This is a genomic window from Kineosporia mesophila (genome assembly GCF_021129235.1).
In the GTDB taxonomy this organism is placed as follows: Bacteria; Actinomycetota; Actinomycetes; order Actinomycetales; family Kineosporiaceae; genus Kineosporia; species Kineosporia mesophila.
The window spans coordinates 236099-259064 of record NZ_JAJOMA010000011.1 but is presented as its reverse complement, the minus strand read 5'-3'; the positions used below and the strand labels follow the sequence as shown (position 1 = coordinate 259064).

Here is a 22966-nt window from a genome sequence, read left to right as displayed (position 1 = left end):
TGCGTGCTCTGTCTGCCTGTGTGGTGCCGCCTGCGTGCTGCCTGCGTGCTGCCTGCGTGCTGCCTGCCTGCGTGCTGCCTGCGTGCTGCCTGCCTGCGTGCTGCCTGCGTGCTGCCTGCCTGCGTGTTCTACCTGTTCTGTTCTCGTGCGTCCGCCCCGGCCGGTCGCGAGATCGCCCGCCACCGGCCGGATGCGTCCTGGCGCCAGTCCTGATCTCTGTGAATATCTTTCCTGGCGAACGAGTTCCGGCGTCGGTCAGCCGGGGTGCACGGCCCGGTCCAGGGCCTCGGCGAACTGCCCGGAGATCGAGCGGTCGCGTACGGCCACGCGTAGCCAGCCCGAGCCCAGACCGGGGAAGGTGTCGGCCCGGCGCACGGCCCATCCGGCCGAGCGCAGCCGCTGGTGCACGCCCGCCGGGTCGGGGCCGCCGGCGCGCAGCAGCACGAACGGGGCGGAGGGCGGCCCCTGCACCTCGATGTCGGGCACCCGGGCCAGGTCCGCGAGCAGTTGCTCCCGCTCGCCGGCCTGTGCCACCGCGTATCCCTCGGCCTCGGCGACGGCCTGCGGCGAGGTGACGGCCAGGGCCGCCTCCAGCGCCAGCGAGTTCACCGACCACAGGGCCTGGGTGGCCGCGCAGGCCCGGAGCAGTTCGGGCGCGCCGAGCAGATAGCCCACCCGCAGACCGGCGAGACCCCAGGTCTTGGTGAGACTGCGGACGACGACCAGACCGGGCACGTCCGGTGCGGGCCGCTCCGGGGTGCCGGCCAGCGACTGCGACTCGCCGGGGACCGCGTCCATGAACGCCTCGTCCACGACCAGCACCCGGCCGGGCCGGGACAGCGCGATCAGGGTCTGCGCGGGGTGCAGCACCGACGTGGGGTTGGTCGGGTTACCGACCATCACCAGGTCGGCGTCATCGGGTACCAGACCCGGATCGAGGTGGAACGGCGGGGCCAGGACCACCCGCTGCACGTCGTGACCGGCGGCCAGCAACGCGGCCTCCGGCTCGGTGAACTGCGGGTGGATCACCACGGCGCGGTGCGGGGCCAGGGCCCGGGCCAGCAGGACGAATGCCTCGGCGCCGCCGGCCGTCAGCAGCACCTGGTCGGCCGGGCGGCCGTGCCGGGCGGCGACAGCCTCGGTGGCCGCGCGCGGATCCGGGTAGGAGGACAGGTCGGAGACCCCGTCCCGCAGGCGGTGCTGCAGCCAGTCGGGAGCCGAACCCCGCACGTTGACGGCGAGGTCGACCAGACCGGGAACGATCTCGGCGTCGCCGTGGTGGCCGAGGTCCTCGGCGATGTAGGCCTCGTCGTACTGGTCGTACACCCGGGCCTCGGTGGACACCCCGAAACCACCCTGCGGACCGGTCTGCTCCTGCGGTCTGGGCAGTTTCGGCACCGCGAACAGTCGCCCCACCGCCACGGTCACCCCGCGGTAGGTGTGCTTGGCCCCGATCAGCCGGGCGTCGGAGGCGAGCACCGCGGCCTCGGCCACGGACGGCACGCCCACCAGGCGCTCGGTGGCCGGCGAGGGGTTCGGGACCTGCTGGACGGCCAGGACGTCGGCCGGCAGCAGCTTCAGCGGCACACCCAGCACGTCGGCCAGCTCGAGCAGCGCTTCCTCGTTCTGTTTGGCGTCGACGGTGGCGATCGCCACGACGTCACGGGCCCGGACCCCGGCCACGGACAGGGCCTGGCCCATCGCCATCCGGACGTCACGGATACCGACACCGCGCCGGGAGCCGATGCCGACCACGATCTGGTCGCCAGTGCCCTGTAGGTCCAGGTGCAGGCTGCCGGTGATGGGGCCGATCTCGGTGTAGCGGTCGCGGATCTCCTCGGGGCTGCGCCCGTCGGTCGAGCCGGTGTCAGAGGCTGCGGTGGTCGACATCAGGCTTTCACCTCTCCTCGGGCTGCTGCGGCGTTCTCACGGGCGGCGCTCGTCCGGGCGGCGTCGGCCAGGCCGACCGCTGCGCCCGGCATCGAGGCCCAGTGCAGGTGCAGGTAGGAGGCGTGGACACTGCCTTGGACGAATCCCTCACGGTGCCGGGTTCCGTCCGGGGCGGCCCATTCCCAGGCGGGCGTGACGCCGGCGCCGGGGGTGCACGCGGTCCGGTGGAACTCGTGGCCGCGCACAGTCGTCCCCGCGGCGGCGAGAACCGAGTTACTCATCGCTGTCGCCTCTCTGTATCCCAGGGTGAGCCGGCCGGTCATCCTTGCGTCCGCATCCAGCACACCGCACATCTGCCGATCATCGAGAGAGCGTCCCAGGTAGAGCAAACCTGCGCACTCCGCCACGATCGCCGCACCGGCCCGGGCCCGGCCCCGGACCGCCCGGCGCAGGGGTTCGTTGGCGGACAGTTCCTCGGCGTAGACCTCCGGAAAACCGCCCCCGACGACCAGTCCGGTGGTTCCCGGGGGCAGCGACTCGTCCGAACGCGGGTCCACGGTCACCACGTCCGCACCCGCGGCCGTGAGCAGCTCGGCCGTCTCGGCGTAGGAGAAGGTGAACGCGGCGCCACCGGCCATTGCGATGACCGGCCGGAAATCGCCGTCCGCCGAGGGCTTCCCGGGAATATGCAGACCGGCCCGGGCCGCCGCGACCTCGTCGTCCGGGTTCCAGTCGCTCCCGGGCAGCGCCGGGGCGGAGCGGCCGATGGCCAGCACCGCGTCCAGGTCCACCGCATCGGCGACCACCGCACCCAGGCCGCGCACCACGTCCACTGCCTCACCCGACCGCTCGGCCGCCGGCACGAGACCGAGGTGCCGTGACGGCGTGGCCAGCGCGTCGTGACGACGGATCGCGCCGAGCACCGGGATGCCGAGCTCGTCCAGCGCCTGCCGCAGGATCATCTCGTGCCGGTCCGAGCCGACCCGGTTGAGGATCACCCCGCCCACCCGGATCCGCGGGTCGAACCCGGCGAAGCCCTTGACCAGCGCCGCGACCGAACGGCCCATCGCGGTGCTGTCGACGACCAGGACGACAGGAGCCTTCAGCACCCGGGCGACATGCGCCGTGGAGGCGAACTCACCGCGTCCCGCAGCACCGTCGTAGAGCCCCATGACCCCCTCGATGACCGCCAGATCGGCGGGGACCGGCGTGGCCACCGCGTGCCGGAACAGCGGGACGAGCCGCTCCTCACCGACCAGCCAGGGATCCAGCGTGCGACCGGGACGCCCGGCCGCGAGCGCGTGGTACCCGGGGTCGATGTAGTCGGGGCCGACCTTGTGCGGGCTCACCACCAGACCACGCGCGGCGAAGGCCGCGAGCAGTCCGGTGGCCACGCTGGTCTTGCCGTGACCGCTCGCCGGGGCGGCGACCACGATCCGGGCGGTCATCGGGCACTCACCATTCGATGCCCCGCTGACCCTTCTGACCCGTGTCCATCGGGTGCTTGATCTTCGTGGTCTCCATGACCAGGTCCGCCGCGTCGATCAGGTCGGGGTGCGCGTCCCGGCCGGTGATGATCACGTGCTGCTGGCCGGGCCGGTCCCGCAGCGTCTCGACCACCTCGGCGACGTCGACCCAGCCCCACTTCATCGGGTAGGTGAACTCGTCCAGCACGTAGAGACCGTGCTCCTGCGCCGCGAGCCGGCGCTGGATCTCCCGCCAGCCCTCCAGCGCGGAGACGGCGTGCTCCTCGTCCGAGCCGGGCTTGCGCGACCAGGACCAGCCCTCGCCCATCTTCTGCCAGCTGACCGCGCCGCCCTCGCCGGTCTCCTCGTGCAGCCGGCCGAGTGCGCGGAAGGCATTCTCCTCACCGACCTTCCACTTCGCCGACTTGACGAACTGGAACACCCCGATCGACCAGCCCTGCGTCCAGCCCCGCAGGGCGAGGCCGAAGGCCGCGGTGGACTTCCCCTTCATCGTGCCGGTGTGGACGATGGTCAGCGGGCGGTTACGCCGCTGCCGGGTAGTCAGGCCGTCCTGCGGAACCGTGACCGGTTTCCCCTGCGGCATCAGGCAATTCTCCGTTCGGTGCGGTCGCTCACCTGGCTGCGGACCATCCCGGCGAGGGACTCCGCGCGCAGATCGTCGAGGGTGACCAGCTCACCACCGAGGCCGGCCGCCAGTTTTCCGGCCAGGCCGAGCTTCACGGGGCCGCGCTCGCAGTCGACCACCACACTGCGCACGCCCTGCCGGGCGAACTCGACGGCGATGCGCGCCGGGTCTTCACCGGAGGTGTGGCGGCCGTCGGTCACGAGCACGAGCAGTGGACGACGGTGCGGGTCGCGCAGTCTCTCGTTCCCGATCACGGCCCACGCGCGGCGCAGCCCGGCCGAGAGCGGCGTCCGGCCACCGGTCGGCAGCCGATCCAGACGCATGCGGGCGGCCTCCACGGCACCCGTCGGAGGCAGGGCCAGCTCGGCGTCCGCACCGCGGAACGTGATCAGGCCGACCCGGTCGCGGCGCTGGTAGGCGTCGAGCAGCAGCGAGAGCACGGCGCCCTTGACCGCGGCCATCCGCTTCTTCGCCGCCATCGAACCGGAGGCGTCGACGCAGAACAGGATCAGGTTTCCCTCGCGACCCTCGCGGACTCCCAGCCGGATGTCGTCCCGGCGCAGCAGCACCGGACCTCCCGGCTCACGACCCCGCGCATGCTGCCGGGCCGCTGCCGCTGTCAGGGTCGCGGGCAGGTGCACCCGGCCGGACCCGTCCTGGCGGCTCGCGCTCCCGGCGTCCAGCGGACGCGTGGCTACCGTCCGCCCCGAAGTCGTCAGCGCCCGGGAACGCCTTCCGGCCGCGCCTTTTCCGAGACCGGGCAGCTTGAACGACCGCACTTTGAAGGGAGCTGTGGCCGACACCGGGTCCTGCGCCGGGGCCGGGGCCCGCGGGGTCTCGGTGTTCGGGTCCTGGTCGTCCTGGTCATCCTGCGGTTTCCGACCCGGTCGGCTCTGCTCCTGGCTGGAGGGTCCGGCCGGGGCCTGTCCCTCGGCGGCCGCTTCCGGTCCGGAATCCGGCGGCGCGGCACCGGATCCGGCGGTGTCCGCCGTCCCCTCAGGATTGTCCTGCCCGTCCGTGGGACTCTGGCCACCCGGACCGCCGTCCGGGCCACCTTCAGGACCGCCCGCGGGTCCACCGTCCGGATCGATCTCCGGCGGTTCGGGGTCGTCGGGCAGGTTGTCGCGCAGTGCCTCGTCGAGCAGGTTCTCGTCCATGCCCGGGGCGTCGAACGGGTCGCGGCGACGACGGTGCGGCAATGCGAACATCGCTGCCACCCTTACGTCGTCACTGGTCACCCGGGTACGGCCGGACCACGCCGCGTGGGCCCGGGCGGTGCGGGCCACGACCAGGTCGGCGCGCATACCGTCCACGTCGAAGGCAGCGCAGACGGCGGCGATCTGGCGTAGCACCCCGTCAGGAAGTTCCACAGCCGGCAGGTGCGCGCGGGCGGAGGTGATGCGGGCGGCCAGTTCTCGCTCGGCCTCCTGCCAGTCCTTGACGAAACGCTCCGGGTCGGCGTCGAACGCCAGCCGCCGGCGCACCACCTCGGCGCGGGTGTCGGGGTCCCGGCTCGCGCGTACCTCCACGGTCAGGCCGAACCGGTCGAGCAGCTGCGGGCGCAGCTCGCCCTCCTCCGGGTTCATCGTGCCGACGAGCACGAACCGCGAGGCGTGGGTGATCGAGATGCTCTCCCGCTCGATGTGCACCCGGCCCATCGCGGCGGCGTCGAGCAGCACGTCCACCAGGTGGTCGTGCAGCAGGTTGACCTCGTCGACGTAGAGGATGCCCCGGTGCGCGGCGGCCAGCAGACCTGGTTCGTAGGCCCGCACCCCGGCGGACAGTGCCCGGTCCAGGTCGAGCGATCCGAGCAGGCGGTCCTCGGTCGCACCGACGGGCAGTTCCACGAGCCGGGCCGGGCGGGCGTGGTGCTCGTGGCCGTGCGGCTGGTCGGGACAGTCCTGGTCGGGCGAGTGCGGGTCACAGCCGAAACGGCAGCCGGAGATCACGTCGACCGAGGGCAGCAGGTTGGCGAGGGCACGCACGGCAGTCGACTTCGCCGTGCCCTTCTCCCCCCGGACCAGGACACCACCGATGTCCGGTGCCACCGAGGAAAGTAGGAGCGACAGGACGAGATCGTCCATGCCGACGACGGCGGTCAACGGGTACGGGGGCACCGGTGTTTCCTCCACTCCCGGCGGGTCTCCACGCCCACCGCTAGCGCACACCGCGCCCAGACGGGCACGGGGACCTGGTCGAAGTACCTGGCTCCCGGATCTGATCCGGTCACAGTGGCGGGACCGCCCCGGACTCCGAACCCGGGCCGATCAGGGCCCGACCTCGTGCACCGGTGTTCCTCCGCGCAGGTCGCCTCGGATACTGCCACATTCGGGTGACGGCCCGATCCCCCACTCGGAGTTACCTCAGGCACCAGCCCCGTGATCATGGACGCCCCGGCGGGACGAACGGCAGCCCGGCCGGCACCCCCTCGTTGATCAGGTGTTCCACCGCCTTGACGTCCAGGTGGTCGGCCACCATGTCGGCCAGCGAGTCCAGCCGGGCCTCGCGCAGCGCCTCGAACGACGTGTCCGGAGCCACCACGAAGCCGTCACGCCCGGACAGGCCCGCGACCTCGGTCAGGTAGGCCCGCCGGAACCCGTCGTTCTCCAGCGCGCCGTGCCACGTCGTGCCCCGGACCGGGCCCGATCGCCATCCGTCGAGGAATTCCTCGGCCCCGTTCCGGTCGCTCTCCGGGGCCTCCGGATCGAGGGTGACGACGCCGTGGTGGATCTCATACCCGTGCACGGGCTGCCCGAGGGCCTCGCCGGCCGGCCGGGCCAGCACCTTCTGCGCGCCGAACTCGGTGCGGGTCGGCAACAATCCCAGCCCGGCCACGGTTCCCTGCCGTGACTCGACCTCATCACTGACCAGCCGCCCGAGCATCTGGTGGCCGCCGCAGATCCCGAGCACCGGCAGCCCCGCGGAGGCGTGCGCCACGATCGCGTCGGCCAGGCCCGTCGACCGCAGCCAGGCCAGGTCGTTCACGGTGGCACGGGTACCGGGCAGCACCACCAGGTCGGACCCGGCGATCTCGGCCCCGTGGTGGACCAGGCGCACCACGACCCCGGGCTCGGCTGCGAGCGCGTCGATGTCCGTGATGTTGGACAGCCGGGGCAGGCGGGGCACGGACACCCGGATCACGTCGCTGCCCAGGGGCGGACGCATCGGGCCCCGGTCCTTCTCCAGGTCGAGGGAGTCCTCCACGTCGAGCCAGAGACCGGTCAGGTACGGCAGTACCCCCAGCACCGGGCGACCGGTGATCTTCCGGATCATGCCGAGCCCGGAGTCCAGCAGGGCCGGGTCTCCCCGGAACTTGTTGATCACGAACCCGCTGATGTGTTTCTGATCGTCCGCGTCGAGCAGCGCCAGGGTGCCGTGCAGCGCCGCGAACACACCGCCCCGGTCGATGTCGCCGACGACCAGCACGGGGAGCCCGGCCGGCCGGGCCAGCCCGAGATTGGTGATGTCCCGGTGCCGCAGGTTGATCTCGGCGGGACTGCCCGCGCCCTCGCAGATCACCACGTCGAACCGGGACCGCAGGTCGGCCAGGGCCTCCAGCACCACCGGCAGCAGCCGGGGTGTCAGGTCGCCGTAGTCCATCGCCCCGGCCTCGGCGAACGGCCGGCCCATCAGCACGACCTGCGAGGTGCGATCCGTACCCGGCTTCAGCAGAACCGGGTTCATCGCCGCCTCGGGCTCGACGCGGGCCGCGCGCGCCTGCATCGCCTGGGCCCGGCCGATCTCCGCGCCGTCCCGGGTGACGAACGAGTTCAGCGACATGTTCTGGGCCTTGAAGGGCGCCACACTCACCCCCTGCCGCGACAGCCACCGGCAGAGCCCGGCCACCATCACGCTCTTACCGGCGTCCGACGTGGTGCCGGCCACCATCAGGGCCCCGCGCAGGGAACTGTTCGACTCCACCGTCACGCTGCTCCACCCTTCTGACCCCTGCCCGCGACGGCCGCCGCGACGACGACCGCTCCTGCACACACCACGGCGGCCAGCGCACCGACGCACTGCCCCAGCCGCACCGCCCGCCGGACATCGGCGATCCCCGGCAACCGTTCGTCCCCACCCATCACCGGCCGCGATTCCACCTCTCCCCCATACACATTCGTTCCCCCGAGCCGCACTCCCAGAGCTCCGGCGGCCGAGGCCTCGCACTGGCCGGCGTTCGGACTGGGATGCCGGTTCCGGTCCCGCCGCCACACGGCCCAGGCCCGCGCCGACGAACCCCGGACCACCGGTGCCGACGCCACCGTCAGCACGGCCGTGAGCCGGGACGGCAGCAGGTTGACCACGTCGTCCACCCGGGCCGCCGCCCACCCGAACTGCTCGTACCGCTCCGACCGGTACCCCACCATCGCGTCCAGCGTGTTCACCGCCCGGTACCCGATCACGCCGGCCGGCCCGGCCACCGCGGCCCAGAACAGCGGCGCCACGACCGCGTCCGAGGTGTTCTCCGCCAGTGACTCCACCGTGGCGCGAGCCAGTTCGGGCGGTTCCAGCCGGGAGGGATCCCGGGCGCACAGGTGGGTCAGTAGTTCCCGGGCCTGCGGCGTTCGCCCGTTCTCCAGCGCCGTGGCCATCCGCGCACCCTCCCGGGCCAGACTCGTCCCCCCCAGCGCGGTCCAGGTGGCCAGCGCCGTCAGCCCCGCCCGGGCGACCGGGCGACCGGTGCAGCACCGGTCCAGCCCGGCCGCACCAAGTGTGGGCAGACCCGCCCCGAGCGCCGCGTACAGCGCTCCGCGGGCGCGCGTCGGACGGTAGAGCCGCTGCTCCAGCCGCCCGGCCCAGGCGCCGAAGACCGCCACCGGATGTCCGCGCCGGGGGTCGCCGAACACGGCGTCGGCCAGGACCCCGATCGCGATACCCGCGGCTCGGACCCCGAGGTCACGGCTCGTCGTCTGCACGGAACTCATGGCCAGAATCCTGCCTCAACGGCTCCGGCCCACGAGCGCCACCTCACCGGCTCCGTTCACCGGGCCCGCCCCGCCGGAACCTTGCCGGTGCCTGCGGTCTCGCGCTTGGCCTCGGTCTCGCGCTCGGTCTCGCGCTCGGCACCGTCCGCGGCCACCGTGGTGTCGTCGTCGAGCACCGTCAGACCGGAGACGTCCGTGACCGGCTCACCGATCTCCCGCACGGCGCCGTAGACCGCCGCCGTGTCCGGGTCCCGCTCGTCGGCGCCCCGCACCTCGCGAGGGGTTCCCACCGGTTCCCCGGCGTGCCGTTCCCGGGTGAACCGGGTGAACGCGGAGATGCCGAAGGTCAGGTCGTGGCCGACCGTCTCGGCCTCCACCTCGAGGGTGCGTCCCGACCGGTCGTCCTTCGTCCAGGCACGTTCCCAGAGCCGCCCGGTGATCACCACGGGATGCCCCTTGTGGAGACTCTGCTCAGCGCTGGTGGCCAGGGCCCGCCGGCAGTTCACACTGACGTAGGTGGTGCGCCGGTCGACCCAGGTGTTGTGCTCCCGGTCGAACCACGAGGAGGTGGAGGCGAGCCGGAAACTGGTCACACAGTTGCCGTCGTCGAATCGCACGAACCGCGGGTCGCTGGCGATGTTCCCTCGCAGAACCACCTGGATGTCGTTCACTGAAGACCCCTTTCGCCCACCGGCCGGAATGGCCGGAGCTCGCCGGGCCGAATGCCCGATCAGGGATCCAGACTCGTTCGAACGCCGTCCGGCCGGGAGCCGCGGACGGCCTCCTGTGGACAAACCACGAGTCGTACGGACCTGTGGAATCCACGAACGGGACGTTGTCCACAGACCCGCCGTGCGGCTGGATCCGGCCGGCGCGTGCGCTCCACCATCGAGACATGAGCGCACGCACCCTACGAGGGATTTCAGTTGGAGAGTGCCGCCACCGGCTCGGTGCTGTTCTCCGCCGGAGTGGTCTCCCGTGGCCCCGCACCCGGGGCCTGTTCTCCCTGGGCAACCGGTTCGCCCGCCGAGGGCGACTGCTCACCGAGCAGCACCTGCCGGGTCTCCCGGTGCCGGGCGAGGACGGAACGCACCGGGGCGACCACCCGTACGGCAGCGACCTCGGCGACCGTGTCGTGGAGCCGACCCCGCAGCTCGTCACGGCGGCGTCCGGCCCCGTTGGTGAGCCACCAGCGGGAGAACAGCCGCAGCAACACCCCGGCGATGAGCGCGCCGGCGCCCACCGTGACGGCGAGCGGAAGGGACCCGAGGGTCCCGGGCAGGTCCTGCCCGAACAACTGGAGCAGGCCGTACAGGGCCAGCCAGAGCAGTCCGACCACCGCGACGCCACCGAGCAGGTGCTGCCCGATCTGGACGACGTGCCACCAGAACGGCACGGTGAAGCGCAGATCGACAGCGGTGAGCCGGCTGTCCAGGACCCGGGCGAGGCCGTCCGGGTCGGGCTTAGCTGCGTAGGAGGGCCGTCCGTTGACCACAGGCAGGCCGAAGGCCGGGGTGTGCCGGCCTCGCCCCGGGGAGGCGGCTGCGCGCAATTCCCTTCCGGCGATGGCACCCGTCGAGCCGGCCGGTGTGGCCGTGGTGGCGGCGCCGGAGGGGAGGACCGCGTCTTCCGGGGGAAGAGCGGGGTCACCGGCCAGGGCGACGAGGGTCCTCATCTCCGTGGCCCAGCGCTCGGGCAGGGAGCCGGAGTTGTCGGCGAGCATGGCGTCGACGGCGATCCGGACAGCCGGGCGCTGGGCGGGCGATGCGAGTGCCTTCAGCGAAGCCGTCTCGGCGCGCAGCTGGGTCTCCGCCGCACCGGTGCCGCTGCGCCGGGAGGCCGCGATCCGGGAGGCCCACACGGCCGGGGCCCAGGCGAGCTTCTCCTTGCCGCGGCGGCGGTAATCGGCGCCGAGCACGTCGAGCAGAGCCGGGACGCCGGCGGCGGCCGCCAGGTCGACGGTCAGCTTGTCCTGCGAGACCGGCTTTCCCCCACCGGGTTCCGAGGCTGCCAGACCGCCGGCGATCTCCTCGGCGGCAATGTCCAGATCGCTCTCGATCCGCTCGATGACCGCGAACCGGTCCTGCACGACGTCGGCCAGCAGGGTGCGCAGCTCGTCGATCCCGTCGCCCCGTGTCGCGGAGACGGGCACGATACCGACGCGGGCCAGCCCGTCGCCGTCCAGCAGGCGGCGCAGGTCGGTCACGCAGGTGTCGACCTCTTCGGCGCTGAGCTTGTCCACCTGGTTCAGCACCACGAGCATCACGCCGTCGTGGCTGGTGAGCTTCTGCAGATAGCCCGAGTGCAGCGAGTCGTCGGCGTACTTCTGCGGATCGACCACCCAGATCATCAGATCGACCATCCTGACCAGACGGTCCACCTCGACCCGGTGCACAGCCTCGGTCGAGTCGTGGTCCGGCAGGTCGAGCAGCACGAGACCGTGGAGCGCGGCCTGGTCATCGGCATCGAGCACCGACTCCCGGCTCATCCGGCGCTCGTCCGGCACCTGCAGCCAGTCGAGCAGCGTCTGCGAGCCCAGGTCTCCCCAGACGCAGGCCATCGGCGAGGTGGTCAGCGGCCTGCGCGCACCGACCGCGGCGATGTCCATCCGGGCGATCGCGTTGAAGAGACTGGACTTGCCGCCACCGGTAGCGCCGACGAGCGCGACCACGGTGTGTTCGGTGCCGAGGTCGAGCCGGTGGCGCACGTGCTCCATCCGGTCACGCGTCTTCTTCACGGATTCCGGCGGAAGCCAGGGCGATCCGTAGTCGAGAGCCGCGGACAGTGCGGCAACCCGACCCATCACGTCGGTCACCTGGCCTCGCCGTCCTTTCGAGTCATCGGTCCTGACGTTCTCGGGGGTGTCCCGGCAGCTGCTGCCGCCCGGGAGCGGCATACGTCAGTATTCATGTGGCTTCAGGGTAGAGCTCATTCCGCGATGTTCACCGCGGATGCGGCATCCAGGAGGGCACCGACCCGCAGGCCGAGGTCCTCAGGGTTCTCCAGCACCCGCTCCAGCCGCAGCCGCTCATCGTCGATCACGGTGGCCGACCTCATGACCAGATCGGTGCGGGCCGCCTCGAGAATCGACCTCAGGACGTCCTCCCCCAGCAGTTCCTCGACGGCCAGGCGAGCGCCCACCGTCGATCCCGGGGTACCGGCAGGAGCTTCCACGTCAGTGGACTCGGCGGTCTCCGACGCGCCGGCCCTCAGCCCGGCCCGGACCCGCACCTTCTTGGCCACGGTTTTGCCGGAGGCGTCGTGACCTGCGTCCGGCGTGACGGCGAGGGCGAAGACCACGTCGATCACGGCCTGCTCGTCGACCTTCAGGTCGGGCCGTTCCCGGCGAGCCTTGGCCAGCGCCTCGGTCGTTCGCTGCGTGACCTTCTCACGCCACTCACCGACCGGCTTGGCCAGCAGCTTCTCCGGATCCGCGGGCGCCACCTGGTGCCCGCGGGCCGTGAGCAGGCTCACTCCGTAGGTGTGCCCGCGCCACGTGGCGAGCACCTGCTCCATGGCCGTGCGCACCGAGTGCTGCACGGACGCGGTGACGGCCTCACCGATCGTGGTGGCCAGCGACGCCTCGTCCTGGTCCGGCTGAGTGAGTGCGGCGCCCAGTCGCTGAGCCCGGTTCGTCGTCGTCCCACCCAGGCGGGAGGCCAGGTCACCGCGGGCGATGAACTCCTGCCAGTGCGAGAGCACCTGCCCACTCATCAGCGACCCGTCGGCGAGCCCGTCCAGCATCGCAAAGCGCGCCGGGATCATCACGCCGTCGATCTCCTCGTACAGCTGCGACCAGCCGTCCGCCTGAGCCGCAGCGGCTTTCGCCAGAGTGCGGGCGCGGGCCGGGAGACTGCGCAGCGCGCCGTTCAGCGTGCGCTCCACGACGACCGAGCGCGAGCGGTCGTCGCCGGCGATCCGGCGCAGCCAGTCACGCAGCGGCTTCACCGTGTCGACCGGCAGGAAGCCGTTCTCCAGGGCTGCCTCCGGCACGGTGAACAGCGCCGCACCGCCGAGTCCCCGGTCACGCAGCTTGGTGGCCAGGTGGATACGGAGCTCCTGCAGTGCCTCCGGCGGCACCCGGTCGAGCACGACCGCGATGGCGGCACCCCGGTCGGCGGCCTGCTTGAGCATCTCCCAGGGCATGGCGTCGGCGTACCGGGCCGCCGTGGTCACGAAGATCCACAGGTCGGCGGCCTGGAGCAGCTGTACCGCGAGGTCGCGGTTGGTCTCCACCAGGCTGTCGATGTCCGGGGCGTCCAGCAGCGCGAGTCCGGGGGCCAGGCCGTCGTACGGCACGAGCCGAAGACCGGTAATGCGCGGGGCGTTCGGATCGATCGGCTGAAGCGGCTCCGCGGCCTCCGAGGTGACACGAGTCAGCCGCGGCAGGATGCGCTGGGAGAGGAACGCGCCCGAGTCGATGGGGTGGTGCACCAGGACCGGCGAGCGCGTCGTCGGGCGCAGCACACCGGAACGGGTGACCTCACGGCCCACGATCGAGTTGGTCAGGGTGGATTTCCCCGCCCCGGTCGAGCCGCCGATGACGGCCAGGGCCGGGGCGTCCGGGCGCTGCAGTCGCGGCAGGATGTAGTCGTCGAGCTGGCTGAGGAGGTCCTCGCGTTCCTTCCGGACCGCGGCGGCGCCCTCCACATCGAGCGTCAGCGACAGCGTGGCCACCTGGGTGCGGAGCCGCTCGACCGCGGCCAGCCGCTTGGGCAGCGGGGAATTACCAGCACCCGGGCCGTTTCCCTTGTCGCCACCCGATCCACGCCCGGCCGCGCCCCGGCCGGCTCCCCCGGGAACCTTGCCGGATCCGGCGCCGGAGGCTCCCACGCGCACACTTCCCGACGACGCACCGGCAGACCTCGGGGCCCGGCCGGAATCGGCCGAGGCCACCGCGGCAGAAGCCGCCCCGTCCCCCCGGGAATCGGCGGAACGTTGCGCGGCAGAGGAGGAACCGGCGGCGGCAGGCACCACGGGAGCGGAGACCATCGGGGCCGCCACCGCGGGAGCATCCCCGCGGGGCGCTCCGGGAGCAAGCGTGCCCGGACCACCGGCGCCGGACGCCTCGGATCCGGCGAACGGCTCAGGCCCGTCGGTGGGGTAGCTCCCGGGCTCGGCCGGGTCGCCGTGGCGGCGGCCGATGGCCGGGGCGAACCAGATGCCCGTCACCGGCTCGGTCTCGGCGTCCGCGACGGGCGGGACCGGGGCTGCCGGGTCAGCCGGGACGGCGGCCACGGGAGCAACGGTTCCGGTACGGGTTTCCGGGGACGGGCCCCCCGGCGCGGCCGCTGCCGGAACCCGGGACATGACCGGGGGCAGAGCAGGCGCAACGTCTTCGGAACGGCCACTGCGGCCGGCCGACGCGAACGTTCCCATCGGGACCGGAGGTGCTGCGACACGAGCCGGTGGGCCGGCCGGGGAATCCGGTGCTCCCTCGGCCGGGACACCTTCCGGGGCCGGGGCGGTCGATCCGGAATCGGTCACGACACCATCCTGGTCAGGAACACCTGCTTCAGAAACACGAGGCCACACAGCGCCACCCGGAAATCCAGTAGGAGCGAAAGTTCTTGCGCCACGAGGCAACGGGCCTGCCTCGCCGGGCATCCCCATGGGGGCGACCGGAATCGACCCGGTGGCGGCGGGCCGTCCCCCGACACCGTCGGCACCGTCGTCCTTCGTGCGGCGGCCATCTCCTGCCGGGCTCACAGCGCCGTCCACCTCCCTGTCATCCTCCGCCACGTCGCCGTACGGACGAGCGAATTCAATACGTTCCGTCGACCAAAGATTACTAATTGTTCAATGCGCGAGGAAGGGCCACAACGACCCGGTCTCCGCACCTATGTTTACTGCTTCACCGCCCTGAACACCGCCAACCCACGCCGATACCTTCGAATGGGTGCATGGCGAGATCCAGGTCACGGTGATTCAACGAGAATGAACGCGCGGATAAACTCTTTGCATTCATTCACGCACTCTTCGTCACCGCTTCATGAATATGCAGGCCAATCTCCCACAACGCATCGACCAGCCAAAAGTACGGTTCGCACCTTTTACCCGTTGCCCGTCGACGCGGACATTCCATATTCCCTTCATCAGACCCGACGCGCCGGTATCATCGCGTTCGGGGGTCAGCGAACGAGGCGTTGCGGACAGCGGCGCCATCGGTAGCGAGCCCCCACCCGCGCTCGTAGCTCAGCGGATAGAGCAACAGACTTCTAATCTGTCGGTCGCAGGTTCAAATCCTGCCGGGCGCACCAGCACCACCCGCCCCGGGAGTGTGGCTTCACGTCAGCTCCCGGGCCACTCCCTAACCTCCAGCCCCCTGAACGGGGCACGTAGCGAATCCAGCCGATCGGGCACGTTCCGCAATCGTTCGTGCGCAATTTGCAACGCCCTGGTCGGACCGGGCGTCATCGGGCCGTGTGCGACAACTCCCGACGTGCGGCATTGTGCCCGACTTCGAGCGATCTGGGTTGCTGATCGGCGACTCAAGGTCAACGGCCACCGAACGATGACATCATCTCCTCCTGTGCCGAACTCGGGGCGAAATGCCCTGACCGACTCCCGACGGACAACCGTGCCATCACGATCCGACGAAGCAACTACCAGGTCCGACGAGGCGGCGACAGCGAGGATCCAGAGCCTCGCCACGGTCGCGCGCGCTCTCGGTCTGTCCATCCGCCTGAAACAGATGCTGGAACTGGCCAGCGAGTCGGCTCTGGCCGCTCTCGGCGCCAGCAGCATCTCGATCAGCCGCCTGCAGCCGGGCACCAGCACGCTGGAGACCCTGATCAACGTCGGCGACCTGGCTCCGGACGAGGAACGCTGGCCCGCCGAGGAGACCTATCACTTCGACGACTATCCCCAGGCCCGCGCGGTGCTCTCCGACCTCAAGGTCTGGGTCACCGACGTGGACGACCCGCTGAGCGACCCGACGGAGGTGGCTCTGCTGCAGCGACTGGGCAAGCGCACCGCACTGGCCGCGCCGCTCATCGTCGACGGCCAGCTGTGGGGCGAGTTCTACGCCACGCGGGGCACGCCGCTCACCCATTTCTCGGCACTCGACCTGGCCTACACCGAGGCCCTGTGCGCGATCCTCGCGGGAGCCCTGTCCCGGGCGATCCATTTCGAGGCCCTCGAACAACTCGCCTTCCACGACCCCCTGACCGGCCTGGCCAACCGCCGTGCCCTCGACGACGCCGCCGAGGTGGCGCTCCAGCACCGGCGGTCGCTGCGCACCGAAGGCCCCGGCCACCTGACCGACCTGGGCCAGCTGCCCGACCCCCGTGGACGCAACCGGTCCGGTACCGACACCCCGGCCCGCCGGGTCTCGGCGGTCGCGGTCGACGTGAACGGTCTGAAGAGGGTCAACGACACCGCCGGCCACGCTGCCGGCGACCAGTTGCTGACCTCCGTGGCCCGGCTCATGGTGCAGCATTTCTCCCCGCTGATCGGCAGCATGACCGCCCGGGTCGGCGGGGACGAGTTCGTCGTCCTGGTGCCGAACCACTCGGTCGAGGCGGTGCTGTCGTGTGCCGACGCGCTCTGCGCCTCGGCCGCGAACCTGCTGGCGGGGGCCGGGGTGTCCTGCGGCGTGGCCAGCACCACGCAGGCCTGGCCGCACCTGACCGCGACCGACCTGTTCCGCGCCGCCGACCAGGCCCAGTACGAGGCGAAGCGCCGGGCGAGCCGGACCGCCGTGCTGTCGACGTCCCTCGTCGACAACTAGACCGACGACTGAGGCGACCCGAGGACGACCGCCGACAACGGCGTCCTCAGGCAGCCGGAAGATCCGCGGGCCGCCCGACGATGAATCCCTGGCCGAACCCCACGCCCAGCGCACGCAGGGTCTGTAGTTCACCGTCGGTCTCGATGCCCTCCGCCACCAGCGACACCTTCGCCTCCTCGGCGAAACCGACGAGGCTGCGGGTGAGAGCGAGCCGCATCGGGTCCAGGTCGACACCACGGACGATCTCGATGTCGAGCTTGATCACCGAGGGCCGCAACTTCAGCAGATGGACGAAGTTGGCGAAGCCCGCCCCGGCATCGTCGACGACGATCTCCACCCCGGCCTTCCGCAGCACGCCGAGCGGCTGGGCAAGCAGAGCGTAGTCCCGCACCTGGGTGTGCTCGGTGATCTCCACGCTGAGCGGGTAATGGGCGTGGCGCAGCAAGACGTCGACGACGCTCGGCGTCATCAGGGCCTCGGCGGACAGGTTGACGTTCAGACGGCCGCCACCGGGAACCGCGGGCAGTTGCAGCAAGGCCGACCGCATGGTCAGCAGCTCCAGCTGAACCCCCACCCCGGCCCGCATCGCTGCCTCGAAAGCATGTGCGGGAGTAGGGAATCCGGGGTCATCGAACCGGGCGAGCGCCTCGTAGCCGACGACGCCACCGTTCATCAGGTCGACGATCGGCTGGTACACCATGCGGAACCGGCTGCCGTCGAGTGCCTCGTGAATGCGCCCGGACTCGCCGATCTGGGCGCGGCGCAACTGCTCGCCCATCACCTCTGCGAGCAGACCGAGGAACTGCGTGGCGCGCTCGTCCAGCCCCGGCTTGCTCACACCGCTGGCACAGACCAGCAGCGCCCGGCTGCCGATGGGGATGGCCGCGTAGGAACCGACCCCGTGGATCCGGGTGGTGGGCAGGTCGCGACTGACCGGATGCCAGTGGGTGTCGGCCAGATGAGTCGGGAGCGTGCCCGCGAGGATGTGCTGGGTGTATGTGCCCTCGATGGGTGTGCGGTGGTCGAGCAGAAAATTCAGTGTCGTCTGACCGCAGTCGACGGCCCGCAGAGCCACGTGCTCATCGAGGACCTCGATCACGGCGGCGAACTCCATGCCCAGGTGCACGCGGGCCAGCCGGAGCAGCCGCCTGATCTCCAGACCCTCACCCGAAACACGTGGTCGCGGAAAGGACGGCGCGGATGCCGTCTCAGTGCTCTCCACAGATTTGCCCCATCCCGGCACTTCGGCGCGCTGATCGTCGACCCAGCTTGATTTTACGGGAGCAAACGTGACCGACCGAGGCAAAGCTTTTCAGCGGCCCCCGGTCCATCGGATTGCGCGCCGGACCCGTGACAGGATTTCGTGCTGAATCCTGCCACATAGAGCTATTTACCCCACCGGCAACAAGTGTGATTTATACCACTTGCCACAGGGTAGGACCAACTGAGGTCACTCCTGGTCCACCGGATACAGACCCTTCGCGTAACTCGCGGACGAGTAGTAGGACTCGACCTCGGCCAGCGTCTGGTCCTGCCGTTCCATCCGGTGGGCGATCTTCGCGCGTGACGGCACGTGATCGGGGTCCCACGTCTCCTGGTTCCAGAGTTCGGAGCGCATGAACGCCTTGGCACAGTGGAAGAACACCTCTTCGACGGACAGCACCAGAGCCAGCACCGGGCGGTGCCCCTTGACCACCATCCGGTCGAAGAAAGGCGCGTCACTGACGATTCGTGCCCGCCCGTTGATCCGGAGCGTGTCCGTCCGGCCGGGGATCATGAACAGCAGTCCGGCCTGAGGGTTGCTCAGGATATTCAGGTAGCCGTCGACGCGGCGGTTTCCCGCTCGTTCGGGCATGACGATGGTGGTGTCGTCGAGGACCTGGACGAAGCCGGCCGGGTCGCCCTTCGGCGAGACGTCGCACGACCCGTCGGCCGCGGACGTCGCCAGCAGAAGGAACGGGGACGCGGCCAGCCACTCCCGGTGCGGCTGTTCCAGACGGGTCATCACCTTGTCCGCCACCCGCTGGATCGGCGTGCCGACCACCTCGCGCAGCGCCTCGACGCTGGTCACCTCGGTCATACCCGCCGGCTCGGCCGGAGACTCCGTCTGCATGTGTTACCTCCCGTGATCCCCCGGGAACGGACCGCCGGGCCGGCCGGGCACCCGTGCCCCTCCCGGAAACCCTGCCCGGTAAAGAGCGCGACTGACAATGGGGTTTCGTCTGCGGGGCGGTACCGGTCGGGTGGGTGGTTCCCCCTGAATTATGGACGAGGAGACGCGCGGCTTCCGGTGGCCGGGGCGAAGACCGGAAGTTTGTCGGTGGCCGCCCCTACGCTTGCGGGCAGATCGACGACGTGGCCGTTGTCTGGGAGGGGAACGCCGGCATGAGCGAGGTCAGGACCGCTAAGGACGCTCTCGAGATCGAGGGGCCCCAGGCACACGAGCTGGAACAGTTCCGCACCGAGCTCACGGCCTATGCCTACCGCATGCTCGGATCGGGCTTCGAGTCCGAAGACGCCGTGCAGGAGGCCATGATCCGGGGCTGGCGCGGGCTCGACCGTTTCGAAGGTCGTTCCGCCCTGCGCTCGTGGATGTACCGCATCACCACCAACGTCTGCCTCGACATGCTGAAGAGCCGCGAGCGCCGCGCTCTCCCGATGGATCTGGGCCCTTCCCAGAAGACGGCCGAGGTGGTGATCGGTGAGCCGCTCGGCGAGGCCACCTGGATCCAGCCGATCCCGGACGGCCGGATACTCACAGGCACCGCCGACCCGGCCGAGGCCGCGGTGCAACGCGAGACCGTGCAACTGGCCTTCATCGCCCTGCTGCAGAACCTGCCGCCGCGGCAGCGGGTGGTGCTGATCCTGCGCGAGGTGCTGCAGTGGCGGGCCGCCGAGGTGGCCGAGTTGCTCGACACGTCCGTCGCCTCGGTGAACAGCGCCCTGCAACGGGCCCGCGCGACGCTCGCCACCGACGGCACCACCCCGGAAGAAGCGCTCGCGAAGGCGACGGCCGGCACCACCGACGGTGAAGCCGCCGATCTGCTCCAGCGGTATCTCCAGGTCTTCGAGAACTACGACATGGAGGGCCTGGTGGCCCTGCTGCACGAAGACGCGACCATGTCGATGCCGCCGCTGAACCTGTGGCTGAGCGGCCCGCAAGAGATCATCGCCTGGATGACCGGGCCCGGTTACGAGTGCCGGGGCTCCCGGCTCGTGGTCACCTCGGCCAACGGGATGCCCGCGTTCGCCCAGTACCGCGTCGCCCCCGACGGCGGCTGGAAACCGTGGAGCCTGCAGGTGCTGCAGGTCGTCGATGGCCGCATCACCGACATGACCTTCTTCCTGGACACGCCCGCCCTGTTCCCGTACTTCGGCCTGCCGGACCGTCTGGGGTGAGCCTCCCTCTCGAGGAGGCCACGGACGAGCTCTACGCGGTCGAGCCGGGCCTGTTCACCGCCGAGCGCACGCGTCTGGCCGCCGCCGCCCGCACGAACGGTGACACGGTCACCGCGAAGGCGATCGGTGGACTGCGCCGGCCCACCACCTCGGCCTGGCTGGTCAATCAGCTGGCCCGAGGTGAACGGGGCGGACAGCAGGGACGGGACGGACGGGGCTCCGGTGACGACATCGATCGCCTCGAGCACCTGGGCCAGGAACTGCGGGAGGCCCAGGCCGCGCTCGACGCACCCCGCATGCGTGAGCTGTCGAAGAAACGGCACCAGCTCATCGCCGCGCTGGTCCGTCACGCCGACCGGGTGGCCGACAACGCCGGGCAGACGGTCAGCGCGGCCGTGCGCCGGGAACTGGAAAACACCCTCAGCGCCGCGGTGGCCGACGAGCAGGCCTCCCGGGCCGTGATGTCCGGCCGCCTCACCCGCGCACTCACGTACGCGGGCTTCGGCGAGGTCGACATCACCGAGGCCACGGCCACCCCGCTCAGCGTGGTGCTTCCGTACCGGGCCCGGGACACCGACAGCAACACCGACACCGACACCGACACCGACGGCACGAAGGAGACTGCCGGTCGATCCGGCGGCATGAGGCGGAGCGACACGAAACTCCGTGACCCAGCCGTCCGGAAGGAGCCCCGGAGCCGAGCCGAACGGCCGGCAGACAGGGAGGCGGACCAGCAGGCCGACCAGAAGACCGAGCAACAGACCGCCCGCCGCACCCGGGCCGAGGAACTGGTCTCGACCACCCGGTCCGAGGTCGCCGAGGCCGAGGCGGAGCTGCGGCAGAAGGAACAGGAACTCACCGACGCGACGTCGGAGCAGAGCACCCTCCAGACCAGACTCGAAGAGCTACAGGCCGAGGTGGTGGCCGTGAGACGACAGCTCGACGCAGGTGATCGCCGCACGTCCCATGCCGAGCGCGATGTGAATCGTCAGGAGCGGCGACTGAAAGACGCCGGTAAGGCGCTGGAGCGGGCGCAGTCAGCGCTAGATCGCCTCGAGCCACCCTGACCCTGTCCGGTTTCGATGAGATCGAACCATGGGCCCGGTTCAGGGCTCGTAGTCGTCGTGCAGCACCACCCGCGAGAACTCGATCTCCTCCGCCCATTTCCAGAAGTGCAGCCGGCGGGCCTGCGGGGTGTTCCGTTGCAGGGCCACCCGGAAGCAGGTGGCCCCGTCGTCCCGCCGCACCGGCTGGTCGTTGCCTCCGAGCCCGGTGCGTAGAGCGTGCATCTGCCGGCCGGCCGACGTCCCCGCCAGCCCCGTGAGCACCTCCATCGCGACGTCCACGACCTTGGCCCGGTCGACACCGGGCGTCCCCTCGATCGAAGCCAGGAACCGCGGGCCGAGACGATAGGCCGACAGCGGACGTCCTGTCTTCTCCCCCGCCGGGATCCGCCGGGCCCAGCACACCGTCACGTCGAACCGGAAACGGTCTTCAGCATCAGCGAAAAGGTCTTCCGACGAGAGCATCTCGCGGTGATCGCGCTGAGCGCCCTTACGGTTGCGACGTCGCAGGCGTTCCAGCTCGCGGTCCCGGGCGTCCAGCAGACCGATCCGGCGCGCCAGTTCGGCCTCCAGGTGCTGCATCTCCAGGGTCGAAGAGCGCAGTTCCTCCTCCAGCCGGGCCTTCTCGACCAGGGCCAGGCGCTTGGCCGACCGTTCCTCCTCCACCGCCAGCAGCGCGCTGCGCAGAGCGGTCTTCCTCACCGGGCGTTCCAGCACCTGCACGGCCCGGCCGGCCAGCGTCGAGGGAGTCGGCCGGGGAAGGAGGTAACTGGGGCCGGGCGCCCGCACATTCGGAACGGGGGCGGGCAACGGCACCGTGGCCGGCCCCGACAGATCCGGAGTCTCCGAACGACCGGAGCCGGAGGCGGCCGGCGGTTCCACCGGCGCGAGCCATCCAGGCCCGCCCGGCAGCACCGCGAGGGACCGCACCGGAACGTCATCATCGACGTCCACCATGCTCAGTGAGGTGCCCCCGGCGCCGACCCGCACCGGCACCACCTCGCCCACCGACATCAGGTCCCGCAGGTCGTCGGTCAGGTCACCCGTCACCCGGGCCCGGGAGAGGAAGCTCGGGAAACCGGGCAGCAGAGCGATCTCGCACGCCGACTCACCCACCGACTCGACCCGGCCGAGAAGTACCTCCCCGTCGACAACCTCGGCCATCCGCTCCCCGGGCGACGTCCGCATCCCGGAGACGTCCAACCGCCGGGACCGCTCGTCGTGGACCCCGTGCACCTCCATGCCCCGCTCGAACAATCGGTCCGACGCCACCCCGGGGCACAGCAGCCCGACCTGGATCGTCGCGTACCCGCCGTCCTCCAGCATGACCATGGCCTGGGACGGGTTCGGGCAACCGCCGACGGTTCCCTTCACCTCCGTCGCCGGACCCCGGTCCGGCACCGCCGCACGAACCGTCAGCAGGCCGGCCGCGTCGGCGGCCCTCAGCCCGTCGCCCAGCAATCGCTCGGTGGTGGCCGTCCCCTCGGCCTCGGAGTAGGCGAACCGCAACCGCGACCGGCGCAGGTCCCGCACCCACTCCAGCCCGGTCGGGTAGACCCGGCCGGCGCCGCCGTACACCTGGGTCATCTCGGGCATGCCCCGGGAGAACGCCCAGGAGGCCGCCGGCTCGCAGATCAGGTAGACGTCGGCCAGCCCGTCCAGCTCGGTGGCCAGCCGCCCGGCGTCAATGTAAGGCCGCTGCGCTCCCCGCGCCATCGTGACCACGACCGTGGGTCGCAGCCGTCCGGGCCGGTTGAGCTCCTCGGCCAGTTCCTCGGCCCGCCTGGGACCGGTGATTGTCTGAACCCCCACGCTGCATCCCCCTTTCTCACCGATCGGCAGAACCA

The 22966-nt window shown here is 71.0% G+C and carries 16 protein-coding genes and 1 tRNA gene; 5 read left to right on the top strand and 12 right to left on the bottom strand.

Annotated features, from left to right (window positions below; genetic code table 11):
- Positions 1-213 (top strand): hypothetical protein (locus LR393_RS17780; RefSeq protein ID WP_231485065.1); only part of this gene is annotated, 213 nt, incomplete at its 5' end.
- 42 nt (positions 214-255) lie between these two features.
- On the opposite strand, the gene cobC is transcribed toward LR393_RS17780, so the two are convergent.
- From cobC to LR393_RS17735, 9 genes are all read right to left on the bottom strand, one after another.
- Entirely contained in the window at positions 256-1890 is a 1635-nt protein-coding gene (gene cobC / locus LR393_RS17775; protein WP_231485064.1) for an Rv2231c family pyridoxal phosphate-dependent protein CobC, read from the bottom strand.
- Positions 1890-3338 (bottom strand): cobyrinate a,c-diamide synthase, encoded by a 1449-nt coding sequence (locus LR393_RS17770; protein ID WP_231485063.1) that lies wholly within the window; start codon positions 3336-3338, stop codon positions 1890-1892. Before LR393_RS17770 ends, cobC begins: the two co-directional genes overlap by 1 nt.
- A 7-nt stretch (positions 3339-3345) precedes the next feature.
- Positions 3346-3960: a cob(I)yrinic acid a,c-diamide adenosyltransferase gene (gene cobO, locus LR393_RS17765; protein ID WP_231485062.1), complete on the bottom strand. Its 615-nt coding sequence runs from the start codon at positions 3958-3960 to the stop codon at positions 3346-3348.
- Complete coding sequence (locus LR393_RS17760) at positions 3960-6086, bottom strand: magnesium chelatase subunit D family protein (RefSeq protein ID WP_269327446.1); 2127 nt, start codon at positions 6084-6086, stop codon at positions 3960-3962. The genes cobO and LR393_RS17760 overlap by 1 nt, the downstream gene beginning before the upstream one ends.
- Before the next feature lie 298 nt (positions 6087-6384).
- Positions 6385-7890: a cobyric acid synthase gene (locus LR393_RS17755; protein WP_269327445.1), complete on the bottom strand. Its 1506-nt coding sequence runs from the start codon at positions 7888-7890 to the stop codon at positions 6385-6387.
- A 35-nt stretch (positions 7891-7925) separates the two neighbouring features.
- Complete coding sequence (locus LR393_RS17750; RefSeq protein ID WP_231485059.1) at positions 7926-8924, bottom strand: cobalamin biosynthesis protein; 999 nt, start codon at positions 8922-8924, stop codon at positions 7926-7928.
- A gap of 56 nt (positions 8925-8980) precedes the next feature.
- Positions 8981-9595 (bottom strand): single-stranded DNA-binding protein, encoded by a 615-nt coding sequence (locus LR393_RS17745; protein WP_231485058.1) that lies wholly within the window; start codon positions 9593-9595, stop codon positions 8981-8983.
- Positions 9596-9846: 251 nt separating this feature from the next.
- Complete coding sequence (locus tag LR393_RS17740; protein WP_231485067.1) at positions 9847-11727, bottom strand: GTP-binding protein; 1881 nt, start codon at positions 11725-11727, stop codon at positions 9847-9849.
- A gap of 125 nt (positions 11728-11852) precedes the next feature.
- Positions 11853-14162, bottom strand: a complete 2310-nt coding sequence (locus LR393_RS17735) for a dynamin family protein (RefSeq protein ID WP_231485057.1) — start codon at positions 14160-14162, stop codon at positions 11853-11855.
- A 946-nt stretch (positions 14163-15108) separates the two neighbouring features.
- Here LR393_RS17735 and LR393_RS17730 point away from each other — a divergent pair.
- Positions 15109-15184, top strand: a tRNA-Arg gene (locus LR393_RS17730).
- 320 nt (positions 15185-15504) lie between these two features.
- Positions 15505-16656, top strand: coding sequence for a GGDEF domain-containing protein (locus LR393_RS17725; RefSeq protein WP_231485056.1), 1152 nt, complete (start codon positions 15505-15507; stop codon positions 16654-16656).
- 46 nt (positions 16657-16702) lie between these two features.
- Here LR393_RS17725 and LR393_RS36500 read toward each other — a convergent pair whose 3' ends face one another.
- Entirely contained in the window at positions 16703-17878 is a 1176-nt protein-coding gene (locus tag LR393_RS36500; RefSeq protein ID WP_231485055.1) for a sensor domain-containing phosphodiesterase, read from the bottom strand.
- Between the two features lie 228 nt (positions 17879-18106).
- Positions 18107-18769, bottom strand: a complete 663-nt coding sequence (locus tag LR393_RS17715) for a pyridoxamine 5'-phosphate oxidase family protein (protein ID WP_231485054.1) — start codon at positions 18767-18769, stop codon at positions 18107-18109.
- Positions 18770-19041: 272 nt separating this feature from the next.
- Here LR393_RS17715 and LR393_RS17710 point away from each other — a divergent pair, with 272 nt between their 5' ends.
- Complete coding sequence (locus LR393_RS17710) at positions 19042-20055, top strand: sigma-70 family RNA polymerase sigma factor (RefSeq protein WP_231485053.1); 1014 nt, start codon at positions 19042-19044, stop codon at positions 20053-20055.
- Positions 20052-21122, top strand: a complete 1071-nt coding sequence (locus LR393_RS17705) for a hypothetical protein (protein WP_231485052.1) — start codon at positions 20052-20054, stop codon at positions 21120-21122. The genes LR393_RS17710 and LR393_RS17705 overlap by 4 nt, the downstream gene beginning before the upstream one ends.
- A gap of 39 nt (positions 21123-21161) precedes the next feature.
- Here LR393_RS17705 and LR393_RS17700 read toward each other — a convergent pair whose 3' ends face one another.
- Positions 21162-22931 (bottom strand): hypothetical protein, encoded by a 1770-nt coding sequence (locus tag LR393_RS17700; RefSeq protein WP_231485051.1) that lies wholly within the window; start codon positions 22929-22931, stop codon positions 21162-21164.
- Positions 22932-22966: the final 35 nt, after the last annotated feature.